20 protein-coding genes and 1 riboswitch are annotated in these 21,159 nt (G+C 72.0%); of the genes, 7 read left to right on the top strand and 13 right to left on the bottom strand.

Annotation, left to right across the window (positions count from 1 at the left end; genetic code table 11):
- The first annotated feature begins 113 nt into the window (after positions 1 to 113).
- The 3 genes from ABTY61_RS20450 to pcp are packed head-to-tail and all read left to right on the top strand — an operon-like array spanning position 114 to position 2,474.
- Entirely contained in the window at positions 114 to 836 is a 723-nt protein-coding gene (locus ABTY61_RS20450; RefSeq protein ID WP_350506426.1) for a DUF969 domain-containing protein, read from the top strand.
- On the top strand, positions 833 to 1,801 hold the full coding sequence (locus tag ABTY61_RS20445; protein ID WP_350506425.1) for a DUF979 domain-containing protein: 969 nt from the start codon (positions 833 to 835) through the stop codon (positions 1,799 to 1,801). The genes ABTY61_RS20450 and ABTY61_RS20445 overlap by 4 nt, the downstream gene beginning before the upstream one ends.
- A 28-nt stretch (positions 1,802 to 1,829) precedes the next feature.
- Entirely contained in the window at positions 1,830 to 2,474 is a 645-nt protein-coding gene (gene pcp, locus ABTY61_RS20440) for a pyroglutamyl-peptidase I (RefSeq protein ID WP_350506424.1), read from the top strand.
- A 40-nt stretch (positions 2,475 to 2,514) separates the two neighbouring features.
- Here the strand turns inward: pcp and ABTY61_RS20435 are convergent, their stop codons facing one another.
- From ABTY61_RS20435 to ABTY61_RS20425, 3 genes are read right to left on the bottom strand one after another with little or no spacing between them, the layout of a single operon-like run.
- Positions 2,515 to 3,012 carry a phosphoribosyltransferase gene (locus ABTY61_RS20435; protein ID WP_350506423.1) on the bottom strand — a complete coding sequence of 166 codons (498 nt, stop codon included), beginning with the start codon at positions 3,010 to 3,012 and terminating at the stop codon, positions 2,515 to 2,517.
- Complete coding sequence (locus tag ABTY61_RS20430) at positions 3,005 to 4,231, bottom strand: methyltransferase domain-containing protein (protein ID WP_350506422.1); 1,227 nt, start codon at positions 4,229 to 4,231, stop codon at positions 3,005 to 3,007. Before ABTY61_RS20430 ends, ABTY61_RS20435 begins: the two co-directional genes overlap by 8 nt.
- On the bottom strand, positions 4,228 to 4,401 hold the full coding sequence (locus ABTY61_RS20425) for a hypothetical protein (RefSeq protein ID WP_350506421.1): 174 nt from the start codon (positions 4,399 to 4,401) through the stop codon (positions 4,228 to 4,230). Before ABTY61_RS20425 ends, ABTY61_RS20430 begins: the two co-directional genes overlap by 4 nt.
- A 101-nt stretch (positions 4,402 to 4,502) precedes the next feature.
- On the opposite strand from ABTY61_RS20425, the gene ABTY61_RS20420 reads away from it, so the two are divergent.
- Both ABTY61_RS20420 and cyaB read left to right on the top strand, forming a co-directional pair.
- Positions 4,503 to 5,387, top strand: coding sequence for a helix-turn-helix domain-containing protein (locus tag ABTY61_RS20420; protein ID WP_350506420.1), 885 nt, complete (start codon positions 4,503 to 4,505; stop codon positions 5,385 to 5,387).
- A gap of 13 nt (positions 5,388 to 5,400) precedes the next feature.
- Positions 5,401 to 5,970 (top strand): class IV adenylate cyclase, encoded by a 570-nt coding sequence (gene cyaB / locus ABTY61_RS20415; RefSeq protein ID WP_350506419.1) that lies wholly within the window; start codon positions 5,401 to 5,403, stop codon positions 5,968 to 5,970.
- 88 nt (positions 5,971 to 6,058) lie between these two features.
- On the opposite strand, the gene ABTY61_RS20410 is transcribed toward cyaB, so the two are convergent.
- A complete protein-coding gene (locus ABTY61_RS20410; protein WP_350506418.1) occupies positions 6,059 to 7,297 on the bottom strand; it encodes a helix-turn-helix domain-containing protein in 1,239 nt (412 codons plus the stop codon).
- Positions 7,294 to 7,620: a putative quinol monooxygenase gene (locus ABTY61_RS20405; protein WP_350506417.1), complete on the bottom strand. Its 327-nt coding sequence runs from the start codon at positions 7,618 to 7,620 to the stop codon at positions 7,294 to 7,296. Before ABTY61_RS20405 ends, ABTY61_RS20410 begins: the two co-directional genes overlap by 4 nt.
- Positions 7,621 to 7,845: 225 nt before the next feature.
- Here ABTY61_RS20405 and ABTY61_RS20400 point away from each other — a divergent pair, with 225 nt between their 5' ends.
- A complete protein-coding gene (locus ABTY61_RS20400) occupies positions 7,846 to 8,337 on the top strand; it encodes an ATP-binding protein (RefSeq protein WP_350506416.1) in 492 nt (163 codons plus the stop codon).
- A gap of 161 nt (positions 8,338 to 8,498) precedes the next feature.
- Here the strand turns inward: ABTY61_RS20400 and ABTY61_RS20395 are convergent, their stop codons facing one another.
- From ABTY61_RS20395 to ABTY61_RS20380, 4 genes are read right to left on the bottom strand one after another with little or no spacing between them, the layout of a single operon-like run.
- Entirely contained in the window at positions 8,499 to 8,912 is a 414-nt protein-coding gene (locus ABTY61_RS20395) for an SRPBCC family protein (protein ID WP_350506415.1), read from the bottom strand.
- 14 nt (positions 8,913 to 8,926) lie between these two features.
- Positions 8,927 to 9,919 carry a methylmalonyl Co-A mutase-associated GTPase MeaB gene (meaB, locus tag ABTY61_RS20390; RefSeq protein ID WP_350506414.1) on the bottom strand — a complete coding sequence of 331 codons (993 nt, stop codon included), beginning with the start codon at positions 9,917 to 9,919 and terminating at the stop codon, positions 8,927 to 8,929.
- 13 nt (positions 9,920 to 9,932) lie between these two features.
- Positions 9,933 to 12,158, bottom strand: a complete 2,226-nt coding sequence (scpA, locus tag ABTY61_RS20385) for a methylmalonyl-CoA mutase (protein WP_350506413.1) — start codon at positions 12,156 to 12,158, stop codon at positions 9,933 to 9,935.
- Entirely contained in the window at positions 12,155 to 14,023 is a 1,869-nt protein-coding gene (locus ABTY61_RS20380) for a methylmalonyl-CoA mutase family protein (protein WP_350506412.1), read from the bottom strand. The genes scpA and ABTY61_RS20380 overlap by 4 nt, the downstream gene beginning before the upstream one ends.
- A 441-nt stretch (positions 14,024 to 14,464) precedes the next feature.
- Between ABTY61_RS20380 and ABTY61_RS20375 the strand changes: the two genes are divergently transcribed.
- Positions 14,465 to 15,538, top strand: a complete 1,074-nt coding sequence (locus ABTY61_RS20375; protein ID WP_350506411.1) for a C40 family peptidase — start codon at positions 14,465 to 14,467, stop codon at positions 15,536 to 15,538.
- Between the two features lie 57 nt (positions 15,539 to 15,595).
- Here ABTY61_RS20375 and ABTY61_RS20370 read toward each other — a convergent pair whose 3' ends face one another.
- The 4 genes from ABTY61_RS20370 to ABTY61_RS20355 form a co-directional block, all read right to left on the bottom strand.
- Positions 15,596 to 16,504, bottom strand: a complete 909-nt coding sequence (locus ABTY61_RS20370) for a M56 family metallopeptidase (protein ID WP_350506410.1) — start codon at positions 16,502 to 16,504, stop codon at positions 15,596 to 15,598.
- The gene (locus ABTY61_RS20365; RefSeq protein WP_350506409.1) at positions 16,501 to 16,872 is read right to left on the bottom strand and encodes a BlaI/MecI/CopY family transcriptional regulator; all 372 of its coding nucleotides are present in this window, start codon (positions 16,870 to 16,872) and stop codon (positions 16,501 to 16,503) included. Before ABTY61_RS20365 ends, ABTY61_RS20370 begins: the two co-directional genes overlap by 4 nt.
- A 141-nt stretch (positions 16,873 to 17,013) precedes the next feature.
- Positions 17,014 to 19,755, bottom strand: coding sequence for an FtsX-like permease family protein (locus ABTY61_RS20360; protein ID WP_350506408.1), 2,742 nt, complete (start codon positions 19,753 to 19,755; stop codon positions 17,014 to 17,016).
- Positions 19,752 to 20,522: an ABC transporter ATP-binding protein gene (locus ABTY61_RS20355; protein WP_350506407.1), complete on the bottom strand. Its 771-nt coding sequence runs from the start codon at positions 20,520 to 20,522 to the stop codon at positions 19,752 to 19,754. The genes ABTY61_RS20360 and ABTY61_RS20355 overlap by 4 nt, the downstream gene beginning before the upstream one ends.
- 168 nt (positions 20,523 to 20,690) lie before the next feature.
- A riboswitch (M-box (ykoK) riboswitch) is annotated at positions 20,691 to 20,867 on the top strand.
- Positions 20,868 to 21,159: the final 292 nt, after the last annotated feature.

Raw genomic sequence — 21,159 nt, 5'->3', positions numbered from 1 at the left:
CTCGCGGCAACCCCCGCACGGTCGCGGCCCACCCAGGCCGCGGCCTCCTCCGCCCGTGGTGTCCCAGACGGCCACCCGCGGGGCGGAGGCCCGTCCGAAAGGCGGCCAGGAACATGATCGTTCTTGTCGGCATCCTCGTCGTGGTGGCCGGGTTCGCCACCCGGCGAAATCCGCTCCTCGTCGTCGGCGCCGCCGGCGTCCTCACCGGACTGCTGGGCGGGATGAGCCCGTTGAAGGTCCTGGAGGCCTTCGGCACCGGCTTCGCCTCCAGCCGCTCGGTGACCCTCTTCGCGATCACCCTGCCGGTGATCGGCCTGCTGGAGCGCCACGGCCTCCAGGAGCAGGCCCGCACCCTGATGAACAAGCTGGCCAAGGCCAGTGCCGGACGCGTGCTCGCGGTCTACCTGGTGCTCCGCCAGCTCACCGCCGCCTTCGGCCTCACCGGCCTCGGCGGACCGGCCCAGGCGGTGCGCCCGATGGTCGCGCCGATGGCCGAGGCCGCCGCCGAGCGCCACCACGGCGCCCTGACCGACAAGGCCCGCGAACGCGTGCGCTCCTTCGCCGCGAGCGCCGACAACGTCGGGCTGTTCTTCGGCGAGGACTGCTTCCTCGCCGTCGGCTCGATCCTCCTGATCACCGGCTTCGTCGACGCGACGTACCACACCGACCTGGAGCCGGTGCAGCTCGCCCTGTGGGCCATCCCCACCGCGGTCTGCGCCACCCTCATCCACGGCGCGCGCCTGCTGCGCCTGGACCGCGCCCTCGCCCGGGACCTGCTCGCAGCGCCCGCCACCACGGCCACCGCCGCCGACCGCATCGAGGAGACCAGCAAGTGATCAAGGTCGAGTGGTTGTACTGGCTGGTCGGAGCCGTCTTCATCGCGATGGCCGCGCAGATGGCCGCGGACCGCGGCAACCCCAAGCGCCACGGCAGCGCCGCCTTCTGGGGCCTGCTCGGCGCGAGCTTCGTCTACGGCACGTGGGTCGCCGACAAGAGCGCGCCCGCCGCGCCGCTGGGCGTCGCCGTCCTGGCGATGATCTGTCTGGCCGGCTTCGGCTTCACCGGCCGCGGCACGTCCACGGCCGCCGCCCCCGAGCGGCGGGCCGCTTCCGCCGCGCGCCTCGGCAGCCGGCTGTTCATCCCGGCGCTGGCGCTCCCGCTGGTCGCGCTGGTCTGCGGAACGCTCCTCAAGGGCGTGCACCTGGGCGGCGGTCTGCTGCTGCAGACCGGCAGCGAGACGCTGCTCGGGCTCGGCATCGGCTCGCTCGTCGCCCTGGGTCTGGCGCTGCTGCTCACCCGCGAGCGCAATCCCGTCGTCGCTCTCCACTCCGGCCGCGGACTGCTGGAGGCCATGGGCTGGGCCCTGCTGCTGCCCCAACTCCTCGCCGTACTGGGCTCGATCTTCCAGAGCGCCGGCGTCGGCACCCAAGTCGGCAGGATCACCACCCACTTCCTGCCGGACAACAGCAAGTACGTTGCGGTGGCGCTCTACTGCGTGGGCATGGCGCTGTTCACGATCATCATGGGCAACGCCTTCGCCGCCTTTCCGGTGATGACCGCCGCGATCGGCTGGCCGATCCTGATCACCCAACTGCACGGCAGTCCGGGCGTGGTCCTGGCCGTCGGCATGCTGGCCGGCTTCTGCGGCACCCTGGTCACGCCGATGGCGGCCAACTTCAACCTCGTCCCGGCGGCGCTGCTCGAACTCAAGGACCAGTACGGGCCGATCAAGGCGCAACTCCCCACGGCCGGGGCACTGTTGGTCTGCAACATCGCCATCATGTCGCTCTTCGCATTCTGACCGGCCCCCTTCCGGAAAGGCTTCCGCCATGACCAGGGTCCTGCTCACCGGCTTCGAACCGTTCGACGGCGCCGCCGTCAACCCCTCCTGGGAGGTCGCCCGCCTCGTCGCCGACAACCCGCCCGAGGGGCTCCTGGTCACCGCCACCCGGCTGAGCTGCGTCTTCGGGCAGGCGGCCGAGGAACTGCGCACCGCGATGGAGGAGTGCGCCCCGGACCTGGTCGTCTGCCTCGGCCAGGCAGCCGGCCGGCCGGACGTCACCGTCGAACGCGTCGCCATCAACGTCGACGACGCCCGCATCCCCGACAACGCGGGCCGACGACCGGTCGACCGGCCCGTCGTCCCCGGCGGCCCCGCGGCCTACTTCGCCACCCTGCCCGTCAAGGCCTGCGTGGCCGCCGTCCGGGAGGCGGGCGTGCCCGCCTCCCTCTCCCACACCGCGGGGACCTTCGTCTGCAACCACGTCTTCTACGCCCTGATGCACACGCTCGCCACCGAGCACCCCACCGCCCGCGGCGGCTTCGTCCACATCCCCGCCCTGCCCGAGCAGGTCCTCGACGGCTCGCAGCCCTGCCTGCCCGCCGAAACCGTCGCCCACGCCCTGCGCGCCCTCCTCACGGCGGCGGCGACCCGTACGGTGGACCTCCGCGTCCCGGAGGGCGCGACCCACTGAGGCCGCCCCCTCCGCCGGACCCTCCGCCGGACCCGGCCGGTCAGGCGTCGAGCACCTGGCCGGGGCGCTTGACCACCGGGTCCTGCGCCGACCACGGGAACTCGATCCAGTCGTCGGTCCGCTTCCACACGTACTCGCACTTCACCAGGGAGTGCGGCTTCTCGTAGATCACGGCGGAACGGACCTCGGCGACGTGGCTGACGCAGAAGTCGTGCACCAGTTTCAGCGTCTTGCCGGTGTCCGCCACGTCGTCGGCGATCAGCACCTTCTTGTCGGTGAAGTCGATCGCGGCGGGGACGGGCGCCAGCATCACGGGCATCTCCAGAGTGGTGCCCACCCCGGTGTAGAACTCCACGTTCACCAGGTGGATGTTCTTGCAGTCCAGCGCATACGCCAGCCCGCCCGCCACGAACACCCCGCCTCGGGCGATGCTCAGCACCAGGTCGGGCTCGAAGCCGTCGTCGGCGATCGTCTGCGCCAGCTCGCGCACCGCCCGGCCGAAGGTCTGGTAGTCCAGGATCTCTCGCACATCAGTCACATCGATCAGTCTCCTGGAGAGCCGGCCGAGCGGCGAATCCGGACCCGGCACGCGGCTCGTCCAGCCACACCCACTGCCCGTCGGGCGTCACGGTCAACCCGAACCGCTCCGGCCCGGGTCGCCCGTTCTCCAGCCACCACCGGTGCGCGGCCTCCACCTCCTCCCAGAGGCGGCGGGGACCGTGCTGCCACACGGTGTAGCGCGCGGTGTCCCGGGTGCCGTCCCAGTCGACGGCGGCCCAGGAGTCGCCGCCGGTCGTGGCGACCCAGAGCCGGGTTTCCACCCCCTCGACGTCGGGGTCGTGGTGCCAGGCGTACCAGAGGTCGCCGAGCCGGAGGCCGAGCGCGAACTGGGTCCCGAAGGAGGAGTCCGCGACCGTCCACGGGTCGAGGGCGGTGGTGGACTCGGCCGGGACGTGGTCGTCCATGACCACATCCCGGAACAGCCGCAGATCCCGGCGTTGCGTCCGCATCAGCATGAACGCACTGTCGGCGGTGAAGCGCCCGGAGGCACTCCCGTCGTCACCGACGGTGAGGCGGAGCAGCCCGCCGCAGATCCACGGGGTCTCCCAGGGCGTGAGCACGGCGCCACCCTGCCTGGTCTGGCTGATCCAGGCCTGGGGAACGCGTTGGACCGAGCACGTGGCCATCACCCGGTCGTAGGGTGCTTCGGGGGTCCAGCCGAGGCTTCCATCACCGCAGACGACGGCGGGTGCGTAGCCAGTGGCCTTGAGGTTGGCCCGCGCCTGCTCGGCCAGGACCGGGTCGATCTCGACAGTGGTCACGTTGACGTCTCCCAGCCGATGGGACAGCAGTGCGGCGTTGAAGCCCGTGCCCGCGCCGACCTCGAGAACCCTCATCCCCGGTGCGAGGTCCAGTAGTTCGAGCATCCGGAACACGATCGACGGGGCAGAGGCGGAGGAGGAGGGCACGGCATCAGAGCTGTCCTCCGGCTCCTTCCCGTCGTTGAGCTGCGTCACCACCGGCACGTCACTGTAGGCGGCAGCGAACCACCGTTCGGGCTCCCGCCCACGATCGCAGGCCGTCAGCGCCTCGTCGTCTCCGGAGAGCCAGATCCGGTCGGGAAGGAAGCGGTGGCGCGGAGCCGCTTCGGCGGCGCTGCGCCACTCGGGTGCCACGTCGTGGCCGAGGAAGTCGGAGACGACCCGGAGCAGGCCGGCGAAAGCGGCCTGCTCCGGGGAGTGCTGCGGGAGTGTCACTTGTTCTCGCCCTCGTCCTTGCTGTGCTTGCCCGTCTTCTGCCCGGACGACGTGTCCGGGGTCGACTTGCTCGTGTTGAAGTCCTTCTTCCCGGCGTGCTTGCCCTGGCCGCCGTCCTTGCCGCCGCTTCCGCCGCCGGAGCTCCCGCCCTTGCCGGTACCCCATCCCATGGTCATCTCCTGAGGATCGTGATGGTCGTGCCCGCGAAGGGGCACGCACTCAGAATCGCTTCACCGAAAGTCAACTCCCATATCCAGACGGTAATCTCACCGTGGGATGGATCGACGGACAAGGGGCGAACCTTGTGGGTACCGCGCTCGAACCGATCAGGCTCGCCGACCTCGCATGGCAGAACGAACAAGTCCGGCGTGCGCTGCGGGACCGTGACGTTGCCGCCCTGTTCCGGTACGTGCAGCACCACAGCGGAGCGAGTCAGGCCCGGCTCGCGGTGCAGGTGGGAATGACCCAGGCCCGGGTGAACGAGATCGTCAACGGGCGTCGGATCGTCACGAAATTGGACGTCTTCGAGCGCATCGCGGACGGGCTCAACCTTCCCGACGATGCTCGCCGCCTGTTGGGGCTGGCGCCGCGATCGGACGGACGACATGCTCCCGGATCTGCGTTCGACCTGGCCGCGTTTCCCGAGATCGTGCGCGTGTACAGCAACCAGGCGTCGGCGGCCGCCGAAATCCGGGATACGGCGAGGGCGGTATCGGAGCTGGACATGCTTGCGGTGCGGGGGCTTGGTCTCCTGGCCCTGCGTGACTCCCTGTTGCGTCAACACGTCCACCGGTCGGAGGATCCCGCTCCGCGCTTACGGGTGCTGCTCCTGGATCCGGAGTCGCCCGCCGCAGAGCGTCGAGCCGCCGAGATCGGAGAGTCCGCCGCCTCGCTCGCCGACGGCATCCGGCTGGCCGAGGCTCGGATGAGGGAGCTCTCAGAGTTCGGCCAGGTCGAGGTGTACCGGTATCGGACGCTGCCGGTGTGGCGGATCATCAGACTGGACCGCACCCTCTTCGTCGGGTCCTTCGACACGGATTGGGAGGGACACGAGTCGGCAACCTATAAGGTGCTGCCCACCCCACATGGCCCTTTGTACCGGGGCTGGCGTCGGCAGTTCGACGTGATGGTGGAGAACGCTGAGCGCGTGATCTGACGGAGGGACGAGGATGGCGATCGAGGCGGAGCTCAAGGCGGTCGTGCGTGACCCGGAAGGCGTGCTCAAGCAGTTGGAGCAGCAGTACGGCACCGGCCGCGCGGAGGTCTACCGCGACACGTACTACGACGCCCCGGACGGCAGTCTGCTGGGCGGCGACCGTGAGCTGCGGATCCGGACCGTGCACGGCCCGGACGACACCCGCACGGTGTTGACGTACAAGGGCGCCCGGGTGGACGAGGCCTCCGGCTCGAAGCCGGAGGCCGAGACCCGGGTTGAGGACGCCGGGGCGATGCACGAGATCGTCCGGGGCCTGGGGTTCGTCCCGCGCATCGCGTTCGAGAAGCGGTGCCGCAACTACGGCTTCGAGCAGAACGGGTGGCGTCTGCTGGCCACGTTGGTGCGCGTGCCCGAGCTGGACGATGCGACGTTCATCGAGGTGGAGACCTCGACTGCTACCGAGGCCGATCTGGCTGCGGCTCTCGGTGAGGTTCGTCTCGTGCTGGCAGAACTCGGTATCGGGGAGGACGACTTGACCACCGAGCTGTACACCGATGCCGTTGCCGCCGCCCGGCCGGTGTGACTTACACAGAACCCGTGGGCCTGGCCGCACGCCGCCGCCCTCGGTGGGAGGGCGGCGGCGGCAGTGCCCGTGGGGCTGGTACCTGACGTCATCCTGTGGCGTTCGCACGCTTGGCGAGCTTCACCAAATCCGGCGGTGCGCCACGGCCGGCGATGAGGATGAGTTCACGGATCGTCGCCCGAGCCGCAACGTGGTTTCGAACGCTCTCCGGTGCCACCTCCTCGGCGCGAAGAAGGCAATCGAGCGCCTCTCCGAGATTCCGTCGTTGAGCGTGGGCTCGTCCGAGGTCGATGAGAAGTCTGGACCTTCGCTCGGGCGAGAGCCGGCCGGCGTCGATCCGGTGTCCCAGCTCCAGAGCCTCGCCTGCATCGCCGAGTTCGACGGCGGTGGAGACGGCTTGGATCTCCACGTTCGTCGGTCCGAACTCCAGATTGAAGTCGTTCCGGTCTTCGCCGAGTTGTGCGGCGATGTCCCGGGCGCTGGCGATCTCTCTCCGGGCCTGCTCGCGTCGGCCGCCACGTGCGGCTGCCAACGCGAGAACCAGGTGGAGTGATCCGAGGACCGAGAGCGTCTCCGGTGATGGTCTGCTCGTTGAAGAGTGCGTCCGCAGGGCGGCGACCGCCATTTTCGCCACGTGTTCTGCCTGGTCCAGCCGCTGCAGCCGGACGAACGCGTGAGCCATCCTGAAGGTGCCGGCGAAGACGTGCAGGGGTTGGCCGGACTGCTCGGCCGCTCGGATGGCGCGATCGGCGGCTACCCAGGCTGCATCGGCCTCGTCCTGCCGGACGAAGGCGGCGGCGAGTGCTTGGTACGCCTGGCTGAGGAGTAGGTGGATCTCGGCTCGATCGCCCGCGTCGGCGGTCCGTGCCGCCCGCTCCAATCGGGGCAGGGCGTCGGCGATGGCCGAACTCAGTTCGGCGAACCGGGTGGTGTGAGTCAGTTGCCAGAGTCGTTCGACGGTGCCTGCCAGTTCGGCAGGGTCATGGGCGACTGCCCGGTCCTGAGTGGCGAGCAGCGCATCGAGAGCAGGGTGCCCCGAGAGCGACAGCCGTGCCAGGTCGAGGTCGTTGGGCTGGTCCGAAGCAGCAGGTGGCGAAGCGGCGGGAGGCGGGGCGTCGGGCCGAAGTGTCTGGACGGAGACACCGAGTCCGTTGGCCAGAAGTTGGAGCACGTCGAGGCGCACGACGGGCTGGACGCCTCGCTCGACCTGTGACACCCAGCTGGCAGTCCGGCTGATAGCGGCGGCAAGTTGGTCCTGCCTCATACCGCGACTCTTGCGAAGCTGTGCGACCCGGGCGCCGAAGGCACGCCTCTCTTCCGGGCTCACTGGAGAGCCTGGTCGCCGGCGGTGCCCTTGCCGGAGATCTCGTCGAGGAAGGTGACCTCGAACGATTCGAGGTACTGGCCGCGTTCGGCCAGGAATCGGCGGACATGAGGCTGACGCTCATGCTCCTCGAAGGCCTCGCGGTCCGCGTACAGCTCGTAGAAGACCCGGACGCGCGGTTCGTCCGCAACAGCGTGGTTGACGTAGACGAGGGTTCCGGGCTCCTGGGCGCGGATGCCGTTGAGCGCCTCCTCCGCCAGACGGTCGAAGGCCTGAGCGGCAGTTGGGTCGTGAGCGATGAAGCGAACGACAAGACCGAATCCCATGGTTCTCCCCTTCCTGGTTGGTTGAGTCTCGCACGACTGAGTGAAGGTCTGCGAGTAGCAGATCCCCTTGACTCGCAGAAATTCTGCGACTACTTTCAGTTTCGTCACCGTAGCGGAGAGCTACGTGTGGGTCTCTCTCGCTGCCGTCTGGCTGACGGTCACCGCTCGCCGGTGGAGCGGAGTGTCGAAATCGGCAACTCGCCCACCCGTAGGGATGGAGAAGCAATGGGATCGGAACTGATCGTCAGTCCGCTCAACACCGCCCGGTTTCCGGTTCCTCTGGAGTGGGGTGTGCCGCCGGGGGCCGATGCCGTGCCGGCGGCTCGTCGGCTGGTGGGGGCGATCCTGCGGGAGTGGGAGGTGCCGCTGACGGAAGACGGGCTCCAGGATGTGGAGTTGTGCGCGAGCGAGGTCATCGCGAACGCGCTCCTGCACACGGGGGAGCGGTGTGTCGTGTCCGTCGGCTGGCGCAGTGGCCGGGTGCGGGTGGAGGTGGCCGACCGATGTCCGGGCCTTCCGCATCGAGAGCGTGATCCCGAAGGGACCACCGGGCGCGGCCTATTGCTGGTGCGGGCGCTCGCCCACGCGTGGGGGTGGCGTCCGGCGGACGTGGGCAAGGTGGTCTGGTTCGAGTACCTGGAGAACACCGAAGCGCCGTGCCCCACGCACGGGTGGGGCACGGCGCACGAACTCCGCCGGCTCTCCGAGGTGGCGTGATGCCCGGGGCCGTCTGCCTGGTGCGTCTCGTGTGGTGGCTGCTCTTCTCCGCTGCGGTGTTGACGGCGTTCGCATCGGGTCACAATCGCTGATCACCAATGCTCAGAGGAGGATCTGGCGCATCGGGGGCCGGGCACTGCCGCCTGCCCGCCGCGTAGCCGTCAGCCGGTCTCCAGGGTCTCCAGGGTCTCCTTCATCACCTGGGCTCCGCGCGCGACCCGCAGCCGGACCTGGTCGGCCATGTCATGCGGCAGCACGTCGGTGGTCCACACCAGACGGCAACGGCCAGGCCCCTCCGCGATCACCTGGAACGAGGCGTGGTGGTGGGTCAGCGGAATCTTGAAGCCCTCGACCGCCGAGTACGCCAAGCGCCGCAGCTCGTCATCGACGCTGACGATCAGCTCGCGGATCACGGACCCGCCCGGCATGGTCAGGTAGCGGACGTCTCCCTCCACCCGGGCGTCGAGGACGTAGCCGGGGATGAGGCGCCGGTGCACGGCGCCCACGTCCCGTACGGCGTCCCACACCGACTCCGCGTCGGCGTCGATCTGAACGTCCTCGACGATGGTGGCCAACGCCCGTGCCTCCCTCAGGAATTGCCGAAGAAGCTGTCCAGGATCCGCTGTGCGGCCAGCCCCGCCGGCAGCGTACCGGCCCGTACCTGCTCCTCCAGCTCGGGGGCGATCCTCCGCACCTCCGGGTGTTCGTGCAGCCGGGCGTACAGCTGGTCATGGACCATCGACCACGTCCACTCGACCTGCTGTTCCCGCCGCTTCGCCGCCAGCGCGCCCGTCGCGTCGAGCACTTTGCGGTGCTGCTGGAGCCGTTCCCACAGCACGTCGAGTCCGGCCCCGTCGAGCCCGCTGCAGGTGAGCACCGGCGGTGTCCACGCCGCGTCCGGCGGCTGCAACAGCCTCAGCGCGCCCGCGAGTTCACGCGCCGCCGCGCGAGCGTCCCGCTCGTGCGGGCCGTCCGCCTTGTTGACGGCGATGACGTCGGCGAGCTCCAGCACGCCCTTCTTGATGCCCTGGAGCTGGTCTCCGGTGCGGGCGAGGCTGAGCAGCAGGAAGGTGTCGACCATCCCCGCGACCGTCGTCTCCGACTGGCCCACCCCCACCGTCTCGATGAGGACGACGTCGTACCCGGCGGCCTCCATGACCACCATGGATTCCCGGGTGGCCTTGGCGACCCCGCCGAGCGTCCCGGAGGTCGGCGAGGGGCGTACGAACGCCGCCGGGTCGACGGCCAGCCGCTCCATCCGGGTCTTGTCGCCCAGGATGGAGCCGCCGGTCCGGGTGGAGGTCGGGTCGACGGCGAGTACGGCGACCCGGTGGCCCTGCCCGGTGAGCATGGTGCCGAAGGAGTCGATGAAGGTCGACTTGCCGACGCCGGGTACGCCGGTGATGCCCACCCGGACCGCGCCGCCCGCGTGCGGGAGCAGCCGTCGGAGCAGCTGCTGGGCGAGCACGCGATGGTCGGGCCGGGTGGACTCGACGAGGGTGACGGCGCGCGCGATCCAGGCGCGCGAGCCGTCCAGTACTCCCGTCACGTAGCTGTCGAGGTCGATCGTCCGCGGAGGCATGGCGATCAGGCCGTCACAGCTCGTGGCCGAGCTCGGCCGCCAGGGCCGTCAGCAGGTCGAAGGCCGCGTCCGGGATGACCGTGCCCGGGCCGAACACGGCTGCCGCGCCGGCCTCGTACAGGGCTTCGAAGTCCTGCGGCGGGATGACGCCGCCGACCACGATGGTGATGTCCTCCCGGCCCGCCGCGGCGAGTTCGGCGCGCAGCGCGGGCACCAGCGTCAGGTGCCCGGCGGCCAGCGACGAGACGCCGACGATGTGGACGTCCGCCTCGACGGCCTGGCGGGCGACCTCGGCCGGGGTCTGGAACAGCGGGCCGACGTCGACGGTGAAGCCGAGGTCGGCGAAGGCGGTGGCGATCACCTTCTGGCCGCGGTCGTGGCCGTCCTGGCCCATCTTGGCGACCAGGATGCGCGGCCGACGGCCTTCGGCCTGCTCGAACCGCTCGACCAGGTCGCGGGTGCGCTGGAGGGAGGCCGACGGGCCCGCTTCGTCTCGGTACACACCGGAGATGGTACGGATCTGGCCGGAGTGGCGGCCGTACACCTTCTCCAGGGCGTCGGAGATCTCGCCGACGGTGGCCTTGGCGCGGGCGGCGTTGACGGCCAGGTGGAGCAGGTTGCCGTCGAGCGAGCCGCCGCGCTGGGGGCCGGCCTCGGCGGCGGCGGTGAGCGCGCGCAGGGCGTCCTGGCAGACGGCCTCGTCGCGCTCCTCGCGCAGCCGGCGCAGCTTCTCGATCTGCCGGGCCCGCACGGCCGAGTTGTCGACCTTGAGGACGTCGATCTGCTCGTCGTTCTCGACCCGGTACTTGTTGACGCCGATCACCGGCTGGCGGCCGGAGTCGATGCGCGCCTGGGTGCGGGCGGCGGCTTCCTCGACGCGCATCTTGGGGATGCCGGCGTCGATGGCCTTGGCCATGCCGCCGGCCGCCTCGACCTCCTGGATGTGCTGCCAGGCGCGGGTGGCGAGGTCGTTGGTGAGCTTCTCGACGTACGCGGAGCCGCCCCACGGGTCGATGACCCGGCAGGTGCCGGACTCCTGCTGGAGCAGCAGCTGGGTGTTGCGGGCGATCCGGGCGGAGAAGTCGGTCGGCAGCGCCAGCGCCTCGTCGAGGGCGTTGGTGTGCAGCGACTGGGTGTGGCCCTGGGTGGCGGCCATCGCCTCGACGCACGTACGCGTCACGTTGTTGAACACGTCCTGGGCGGTCAGCGACCAGCCGGAGGTCTGCGAATGGGTGCGCAGCGAAAGGGACTTGGGGTTCTTCGGGTCGAACTGCTTGACCAGCTTGGCCCACAGCAGCCGGGCCGCGCGCAGCTTGGCGACCTCCATGAAGAAGTTCATGCCGATCGCCCAGAAGAACGACAGCCGCGGCGCGAAGGCGTCCACGTCCAGCCCCACGTCCAGGCCCGCGCGCAGGTACTCGACGCCGTCGGCCAGGGTGTAGGCGAGTTCCAGGTCGGCGGTGGCCCCGGCCTCCTGGATGTGGTAGCCGGAGATGGAGATCGAGTTGTACCGGGGCATCTTCTGCGAGGTGTACGCGAAGATGTCCGAGATGATCCGCATCGACGGCTGCGGCGGGTAGATGTAGGTGTTGCGGACCATGAACTCCTTGAGGATGTCGTTCTGGATGGTCCCCGCCAGCTTCTCCGGCGGCACCCCCTGCTCCTCGGCCGCGACGATGTACAGCGCGAGCACGGGCAGCACGGCGCCGTTCATGGTCATCGACACCGACATCCTGTCCAGCGGGATGCCGTCGAACAGCTGGCGCATGTCGTAGATCGAGTCGATGGCGACGCCCGCCATGCCGACGTCGCCGGTGACGCGCGGGTGGTCGCTGTCGTAGCCGCGGTGGGTCGGCAGGTCGAAGGCGACGGAGAGGCCCTTCTGGCCGGCCGCGAGGTTGCGGCGGTAGAAGGCGTTGGACTCCTCGGCGGTGGAGAAGCCCGCGTACTGGCGGACGGTCCACGGCTGGTTGACGTACATGGTCGGGTACGGCCCGCGCAGGTACGGGGCGATGCCGGGGTACGTCTCCAGGAAGTCCAGGCCTTCGAGGTCGGCCGCGGTGTACAGCGGCTTGACGCCGATGCCCTCGGGGGTGTCCCAGACCAGCTCGTCGGCGTCCTTGCCGGTGGACCGGCGCCAGGCGGCCTGCCACTGGGCGTCGGTGACGCTCTGGGCGTCGGTGGTGTCAGGGCGGGCGCTGTCGCCGTTCAGCCCGATTCCGGTGAAGTCGGGGATCATCGCGCCACTCCAATGAGGTCCAGCAGGGAGGTCAGGACGGCGACCGCGTCCCCGCCCGCGTAGATGAACTCGTCCACTCCGGCAGGTACTTCGGCCGGGCGGCCGGCCAGCAGCACCCGCTGGGCGCCGGCGTCCTTGAGGGCCTGGGCGACGGACGAGGCGTGCTCGCCGTACAGGGCGTCACTGGAGCACAGGCAGGCGACGCTCGCACCGGAGTCCCGGAACGCCGAGGCGAACGCGGCCGGGTCCACCGACGCGAGCGAGGAGGTCGCGATGCCGCCCGCCTGGAACAGGTTGGCCGCGAAGGTGGTGCGCGCGGTGTGCGCGGCGGCGGTGCCGATCGAGGCCAGGAACAGCGCCGGACGGGCGCCGGTCGCTGCGAGGTGCGCGTCCGAGCGGTCCCGCAGCGCCTCGTACGCCTCGGCGCGGCGCACCTGCGGGAGCCCGCCGGTGGGCCCGGCCGGGGCCGGTTCGCGGACCAGCGGCTGCTCGTCAAGGTTCGGGAACTCGCTGACGCCGGTGACGGGTTCGCGCCGCTTGGCGAGCTTGGTGGAGCGCTCCGCCCAGGTCGCGGCGATCCGCTCGCCGACCAGACCGGACTCCAGGGCCGCCTGCTGGCCGCCGGCCCGCTCGATCTCCTGGAACCAGGCCCAGGCGGCCTGCGCCAGCTCCTCACCGAGCTGCTCGACGTACCAGGAGCCGCCGGCCGGGTCGATCACCCGGGCCAGGTGGGACTCCTCCAGCAGGATCGACTGGGTGTTGCGGGCGATCCGGCGGGCGAAGGCGTCGGGGAGGCCGAGCGCGCTGTCGAAGGGCAGCACGGTGACGGCGTCGGCGCCGCCGACTCCGGCGGCCAGGCAGGCGACGGTGGTGCGCAGCATGTTCACCCACGGGTCGCGGGCGGTCATCATCACCCGGGAGGTGACGGCGTGCTGGCGCTGTGCCGAGGATTCGTCACCGGCGCCGGAGACCTCGGCGACGCGGGCCCAGAGGCGGCGTGCGGCGCGGAACTTGGCGATGGTGAGGAACTGGTCGGCGTCCGCGGCGTAGCGGAACTCCAGCTGGCCGAGCGCGGCGTCCACCGAGAGGCCGGTAGCGGTCAGCGCGCGCAGATAGGCGACGCCGGTGGCGAGCGCGCAGCCCAGCTCCTGGGCGGGGGAGGCGCCGGCCTCGTGGTACGGCAGGGCGTCCACGGTGAGGGCGCGCAGCTGCGGGTACCCGGCGGCGCAGCGGGCGGCCAGCGCGGTGGCCTCGGCGAGCAGGGCCTCGGTACGGTCGGCGGAGCCGGTGCGGGCCTGGAGGCCGAGCGGGTCGGCGCCGAGGTTGCCGGCGGCGGAGCCGGGGGAGACTTCACGCTCCTCGTAGAGCTTGAACAGCTGCTCGGCGGCGGCGGTGAATTCGGGCCCGGCGTCGAGTGCCACGGCGGCCAGGTCCAGGTAGACGCCGGTGAGCGCCTCGGGCAGGGCGGCGACCGGCAGGCCCGCGTCGCCTAGCTCCAGCCAGAGCGAGCCGACACCGTGCTCCAGGTCGGCCAGCACGGCCTCGTTGGTGCGCCGCCGGTCCGGGTCGGCGTGGCGCTGGCGTACGTCCCACCCGGCGACGGCGGAGCCCTGCGGCCGGCCGCCGCGGATGAACGGCGGGAAGCCGGGGTAGCCGGCCTCGACCGAGGTGTCCTCGGCGGTGTACAGCGGGCGGGCGCGGAGCCCGTCCGGGAGCGCGGTGGTGAGCGCCTGCTCGGCGGCGGCGCCGTCCTCGGGCTGGGCGCCGGACTTGCGCAGCACGCCCTCGACGAGCTGCTGCCACTGCTCTCGGTGCGCGGCCGGGAACTCGGCGGCGAGGGGGAGCCTTTCGGGCGGGACCTTCATGTCCGCAGGTTAGCGCCCGTCAACGGAGCGGAAGGAGGGGCGTCGCGTGTGACCTTGTTCTCGATTTTGGCGCACGTCCGGTCCGGGGTCAGCACTCCGCCCGGCGGGGAGTGCCACGAGGGGGATGCAGAAGGGGTGGGAGTGCCCCGAACAGGGGGATTGCGGAACCCCGCCCCTCATCTATTAAGTTACTTCGAAGAAGGCGGGCGGGGGCGGCATCCCCCGTACGGCCCCGCCCGTCCTTCGCCGTCCCGGGACGCGGCATGCGTGCTCCCGGGCACCGTCGTACGCGCCTTCGGACGCCTCGGATGAACGTACGGACGTCTCCCCTCCGTTCCTCCAGTGTCACCGCAGGCCCCCGCAAGCCCCCCGGTACGTCCCCGCAAGCCCCAGCCCGTCACCGCACGTCCCCACCCGTCCCCCGAAGGAGTGCTCATCGCGATGGGAAAGCGCCGCAAGCCCAGCCCCCCGAGCCGGGCCCGCATGGCGGTCCTCACCACGGCGATGGCCGGCGGTGCGGTGCTCGCCGCCGGAACCGCCCACGCCGAGCCGGCCCCGAGTCTGGCCTCCGTCAAGGAGCAGGTGGACAAGCTCAACGAGGAGGCCGAGCAGTCCATCGAGCAGTACAACGGCTTCAAGGACAAGCAGCAGAAGCTGCAGACCGAAGCCAACCGGATCCAGGAGAAGGTCGCCCGCGGTCAGGACGCGATGAACGAGCTGCGCACCCGGCTCGGCGCCGTCGCCGCCGACCAGTACCGCAACGGCGGCATCGATCCGTCCGTCCAGCTGATGCTCGACTCCGACCCGGCCGGCTACCTGGAGCGCGCCTCGGCGCAGAACCAGGTCGCCGACACCCAGACCGCCCTGCTCAAGCAGGCGCAGACCGAGCAGCGCAGGCTCGACCAGGACCGCGCCGAGGCCACCGCCACACTCGCCCAGCTGGACTCGGTGGGCACCGAACTGGCGGCCAGGAAGCAGCAGATCCAGACCAAGCTCGCCCAGGCCCAGGCGACGCTCAACAAGCTGAGCGCCGAGGACCGGGCCAGGGTCAACGCCCAGCAGGCCGCCGAGAAGGCCAAGGCCGAGGCCCAGCAGGCGGCCGCCGCCGACCGCGCCTCCCGCTCCGCGGCTCGCCCGGACCTGAACACCCCGGCCCCGCCGGCGGCCGGCGGCCGGGCCGCGGCGATCGTCCAGTTCGCCTACGCCCAGCTCGGCAAGCCCTACCAGTGGAGCGCCACCGGCCCCAACAGCTTCGACTGCTCGGGCCTCACCGGCGCCGCCTACCGCGCGGCCGACGTCAAGCTCTCCCGGATGTCCCAGGACCAGTGGAACGACGGCCCGCGGGTCGCCCGCGCCGACCTCCAGCCCGGTGACCTGGTCTTCTTCTACGAGGACATCCACCACGTCGGGATCTACATCGGCGACGGCAAGATGATCCACGCGCCGCGCACCGGCAAGAACGTGGAGGTCCTGCCGATCTCCGCGATGCCCTACATGGGTGCCGTCCGCCCGTAGCGCCGGCAAGGCCCGCAACGCCGGCAGCACCCGTAGCCGCGGCGGGCGCCGACGGTGCTACGGGTGCGGTGCGCAGGCCAGTAGGTACGGCAGCGCCGGCAGCGTCAACACCCCGAGCCGCCAGGCCAGTTGGCGCCGCCTTCCGCCGCCCGGCCGGGCCAGGCGGCGGACCCGGGCCAGCACCCCGGTGGAGGCGACTCCCAGCGAACCACCGGGAGTCGCCCCCGAGGCCGCCCCCGAGGTCGCCAACGCGCAGAGCGCGGAGGCCAGTTCGCCCCGGGACACCTCCGCCAGCGCCGCGTCGTCCGCCGCCATCTCCAGCAGCAGGGCCACCTCCGAGCGCCCCAGCCGGGCCAGCGGCAGCGGTCCCAGCAGCAGGGCGAAGGTGTCGGCGGGCAGCCGGAACAGGTGGTGGCGGCCGCGGATGTGGCCGTGCTCGTGGGCGACGGCCGCGGCCAACTGCCGTTCGTCCAGCAGTCGCAGCGCCCCGCGCGACAGCACGATCCGGGAGCGCCGGCCGGGCAGGCAGTAGACCGTCGGGTGGGCGTGCTCCAGCACCAGGGCGCCCCAGCGCCGGTCCCGTACGGCGACCACGTCCAGCACCGCCCGGTGCCGCCGCCGGGCCCGCCCGGCCCGGGCGCCGACGGTGGCCAGCAGCCCGGTGAGTACCGCCCCGACGGCGGCGAGCAGCCACCAGTCGTGGGTGTGCGGCAGCAGCGGCCCGGTCGGTTCGAGGTGCGGGAACAGGCCGATCAGCCCGGCCGGCTCGTGCGCGGCGGGTTCGAGCGCGTGGTGCGCCGCGAGCACCAGGGCGACGGTGAAGGAGGCCATCAGTGCCAGCCACAGCGCGGCGCCGAGGGCGGGACGGGCCTGGAGCCGGGCTTGGAGCCGCGCCGAGCCGACCAGCCGGCGGGGCAGTACTACGCCGGTCGCGGCCAGGTAGAGGCCGAGCAGGGCGAGCGTCACTCGGCGTCCCGGGTCTTCACCTGTTCGAGGGCGGCCAGCAGCGCGGAGGCCTCGTCCCCGCTGATCCGGTCGACGAAGTGGAGCAGCGCGCCGGCCCGGTCCGTGGTGGTCTCCAGAGCCTGGTGCATCAGCTGGGCGGTGTACGCCTCCCGGGTGCAGGTCGGCTCGTACACCCAGGCGCGGCCGACCTTGTCCCGGCGCAGCCAGCCCTTGGTGTGCAGGATGTCGGCGACCGTGGTCACGGTGGTGTACGCGACTGCCCGCTGCTGCTGGAGGTCGTCGACCACCTCGCGCACCGTGGCCGGACGGCCCCAGGACCACAACCGGTCCATGATCTCGGCCTCGAGATCGCCGAAACCCCGTAGCACCGCCCTCGTCTCCCTCGCCGCACCGGCCGCCGGCGCTCTTCGCCCGCTGGAACGCGGCCCATCGTACGGCGAGCGTACGGAACGCGCCGGGCGCCCGCCCCTGGTCGAAGGGACGGGCGCCCACGGAGTCCGAACGGCTGCTCAGGACAGCCGCCGTCCCAGCGGCACCGTGGAGCGGGTGAACAGCGCCGCGAGCAGTCCGGCCACCACCGGCAGCACCAGCACCACCAACAGCAGCTCCCCCCAGGGCGCGGCGAGCAGCATCGGCTTCGAACCGAACCCGCCGGCCCGGGACTTCAGCAGTCCCACCGCCGGGACGAAGCCGTTCGCCGCCCCGAGCAGCGCCCCGAGCAGGGCGATCAGCGCGCACTGGAGGCCCGCCATGGTCCGGCGGATCCGCGGCGGGGCGCCGACGGCGGCCAGGGTGGCCTGGTCCTGCCGGGAGTCGGCGGCCGCGAGGCCGGTGGCGATCCCGGCGGCGCCGAGCACGACCAGCCCGGCGAAGCCGCTGAGCGCCAGGGTGAGGGCGTCACCCTTCGACTGGTAGCCGCGCTCGACGGTCAGCTCGGCGTAGTGGTCCAGCCGGGCGGCGGCGGCCGCGGCCCGCTGCTGGGCCTTGCGGTCGGGCGGGGTGGCCGGGCGCCAGACCGCGCCCTGGGGCGCCGAGGTGAGGCCGAGCTTGGCCAGCGCCGTGGTCGGCATCAGGCCCTGGGCGTAGCGGGCGGCGTCCGGGTTGTCGACCAGCACCGCGTCCACCGGGACTTCCTGGAGGTCGGGCTTGGGAATCTGCCCGGGCTGCAGCGGGGCGCCGCCACCCCCGCGCAGCAGCATGACGGCCTTGCCGTCGGCGCCGATCAGCGACCGGTCGAAGACCAGCAGCCTCCCGGCGGCCAGCGCCTGCTCGGCCGCCGGGTCGCGGACGTCGAACAGGTTGTGCAGCACGGTGGCGTCGCCGGTGGCGAGGTGCGGGTTCCCCTCGAGCCGGCGCAGCTCCACCGCGCCCTTGAGGGTGACGGTGCTGGCGCAGTTGTCGCAGAACTTGTAGACGGCCTGGCCGAGTTCGGCGCGCGGGCCGAGTCCGGCGAGCTGCTTCTCCACCTCGGCCGGCAGCTGGGCGCTCTGCGGCCCGTCGCTGTGGGTGATCAGCTGGACGGCGCCGTACGGGGCCTCCGGCCGGTAGTCGCGCCGGCTCTCGGCGTCGGTGCTGGTGCTGTACACCCCGATGGCGACGGCTCCGGCGACGGCGGCCATCACCGCGGCGACGGCCGGTGCGGTGCGCGAGCGGTTGCGGGCGGAGTCCCGGAGCGCCAGCCGGGGGCCGAGCGGCAGCCGTCCGGCGAACCGGCCGAACAGGGCGATCAGGACGGGGGTGCAGGCGAGCAGGCCGAGTTCGGCGGTGACGGAGCCGCCCAGCACGGTGAGGGTGCGGGCGTCGTAGGTGCTGACCACGGGCAGGCCGCGCTGGACGGCGCCCGCGCCGTACATCGCGAGCACGCCGCCGCCGAGGAGCAGCACCACGCCGCCCACGGTGACCAGGCGGTTGGGCGCCCGGACGGAGTCCCGCCCGGTGAGGCCGGCGGTGACGCTGCGCCGGGCGGCCTGCCAGGCCGGCAGGGCGGCCGCGAGCAGCGCGGTGAGCAGGCCGATGCCGGCGATCGCGGGCAGGTCCAGCGGGGAGAGGGCGAAGTGGCCGAAGCGGGCGCCGCCGACCTCCTCGATCACCGGTCGCAGGGCGGCGACCAGGCCGGTGCCGACCGCCACGCCGAGCGCGGCACCGGCCAGGCCGAGCACCAGGCCGCCGCCGAGCACGACCGCGCCGATGTGGGTGCGCCGGCCGCCCGCGGCGCCGAGCAGGGCGAGCTGGCGGCGGGAGCGGCGGGCGCCGACCGCGAAGGCGGGCCCGGCGAGCAGGGCGACCTCCAGCAGCGCCATGCCGGTGACGGTGGCGACGACGACCTTGGTGGTGTTGCCGCCGGCGGGGTCGCGGTAGACGGCCGAGTCCCGGTAGTAGGGGACGGCGCCGGAGGGCGGCGGGTCGAGCGCGACGGCGCGCGCGGTGAGGGTGTAGCCGTGGGCGTTGAACGACTGGACCGCGGCCCAGTCGAGGGCGGCCCCGCCCGGGAGGTGCACCAGCCAGGAGCTGTGGCCGTTGCGGCCCGGCTCGGGGGCGGGCTGTCCGGGCTCCGCCGCGGCGGCCAGCTGGTCGAGCAACTCGCCCGGCCGGGCGACGAGTTCGACCCGCTTGAGGTCGTCCGGGTGCTCCACCAGTCCGGTGATGCGGAAGGTGGTCCGTTCCAGCCCCTGGACGGTGGTGTCGCTGCCGAGCCGGAGCCCGGAGTGGTCCAGGAAGGCCTGGGTGACGGCGATCTCGTGCGGCGCGCCGGGCGCGCGGCCCTCGACCAGGTCCATCCGGCCGCGCCAGACCGGGTCGCCCAGTTCGGCCTCGGTGGTGAGGGTGCGGACCAGGCCCTCGGGCGAGGTGGCGCCGGTCTCCGGACCGGTCCGGACGGGGGTGAGCGCGCTGCCGGGCGGCAGCAGCGAGCCGACCAGGACGGTCGGGTCGGTGCTCGCGCCCTTGAGCTGCTCGGGCGTGGGCTGCTGCCCGGGGCGGGCCCGGACGGCGAAGGCGCCGTCCTCGGCGACCGGGGCCTGTTCGACGGCCTGGCCCGGGCTGAGCGCGGTGACCAGCGCGTCCGCGCCGCCCACCACCCGCTCGACCCGTTCGGCGGGGGTCAGTTGCGTGCTGCGGTGGACCACGTCGGCGCCGGTGACGCCGAGCACGGGCAGCGCGATCATGGCCAGGATCAGGGCGCTGCGCCCCTTGGCCCGCAGGGCGTCGCGTCGGGCCATCCGCAGCGCGACCTTCCATGCTCCGAACCTCACCGGGCCACCTCACCCAGGGAGTTGGAGCGGTGGACGGCGGCCTGGCAGCCGGCGGAGCGGCGTCCGGCGCTCTCCGAGGCGACCGCGCCGTCCCGCAGGTGGACCACCCGGTCGGCCCAACTGGCGTGCGCGGCCTCGTGGGTGACCATCATGGCGGCGGCGCCGGCGTCGCAGCGGGCGCGGAGCACGGCGAGCACGGCTTCGCCGGTGGCGGAGTCGAGGGCGCCGGTGGGCTCGTCGGCGAGGACGAGGCGGCGCTCGCCGATCAGGGCGCGGGCGATGGCGACGCGCTGCTGCTGGCCGCCGGACATGTCGTCGGGGAAGCGGTCGGCGAGTTCGGGGATGCCGAGCTCCTCCAGGGCGGCGAGGGCCTCCCGGCGGGCGGCGCGGCCGGAGACGCCGTCGAGTTCGCGCGGCAGCGAGATGTTCTCGGCGGCGGTGAGCGCCGGGATCAGGTTGTAGTCCTGGAAGACGTAGCCGACGGAGCGCCGCCGCAGGTCGGCGAGCCTGCCCCGGCTGAGGCCGCCGAGGGTCACGCCCTCGACCAGCACCTCGCCGCCGCTGGGCAGGTCCAGTCCGCCGGCCAGGGTGAGCAGGGTCGACTTGCCGGAGCCGGAGAGCCCCATCACGGCGACGAACTCGCCGGCGTGGACGGTCAGGTCGACCTCGCGCAGGGCGTGCACCTCGGCGGCGCCGCGGCCGTGCACCCGGGAGACCCCGGCCAACTGCAGGACGGGCGCGGGTCGGCTCGGATCGATGTGGGACATGCTTCCCCCTCGTGAGCTGTTCAGCTGCATATGTCGGTGAACTATATATGCCGGGGAAGGGTGCACAAGGCGTCACGGTTTTGGTCAAGGTTCTACAAAGCTGTCGAAGATCAGCCGAAAAGGTGACACGGGCCCGGCGCGCCGGGTCTATGCTTTGGGAGGTTTGAAAAGGCACCTCGTTCGGTGAGGCGTCTTCACGGACACAGGCCACTGACCCGACGACGTCGAGAGACGCCCAGGTTCAGGACAGGTCTTCCCGAGTTAAGGGTTGACCCCAAGTGGCTTCCGGCCGATCCGGCTGGACACGCCGTGGAGTGCCAAAGCTCTGACGAGTTGGGGTGTACCGGTCCTCGATGGCCGGTGTGCTCCTTGCCGTGTCGTGATGCGGCGCACAGACGGTGCGCTCCCGACCGGGAGGAGGCGAGAGACATGGACTGCGATAGTCCGGGCCACAGTAGCCCCTACCTCCGCATGCTCTCGCACACCTCCGGCACGCGGTAACAACCTTCCCTGCGCGTTCACCCGGCGATTCGTCCTGCGCTCGACCATGCCTCGACGCACGCCGCCTGACGCACCGTCAGCATCCTCATGCCCGCACGGCCGCCGCCGCTCAGCGTCGCCGTACGGCGTGGATGCC

The organism is Kitasatospora sp. NPDC096128, from assembly GCF_040303105.1.
Lineage (GTDB): Bacteria > Actinomycetota > Actinomycetes > Streptomycetales > Streptomycetaceae > Kitasatospora.
The sequence above is the reverse complement of the archived record's forward strand: the minus strand, read 5'-3'. Positions and strand labels throughout refer to the sequence as shown.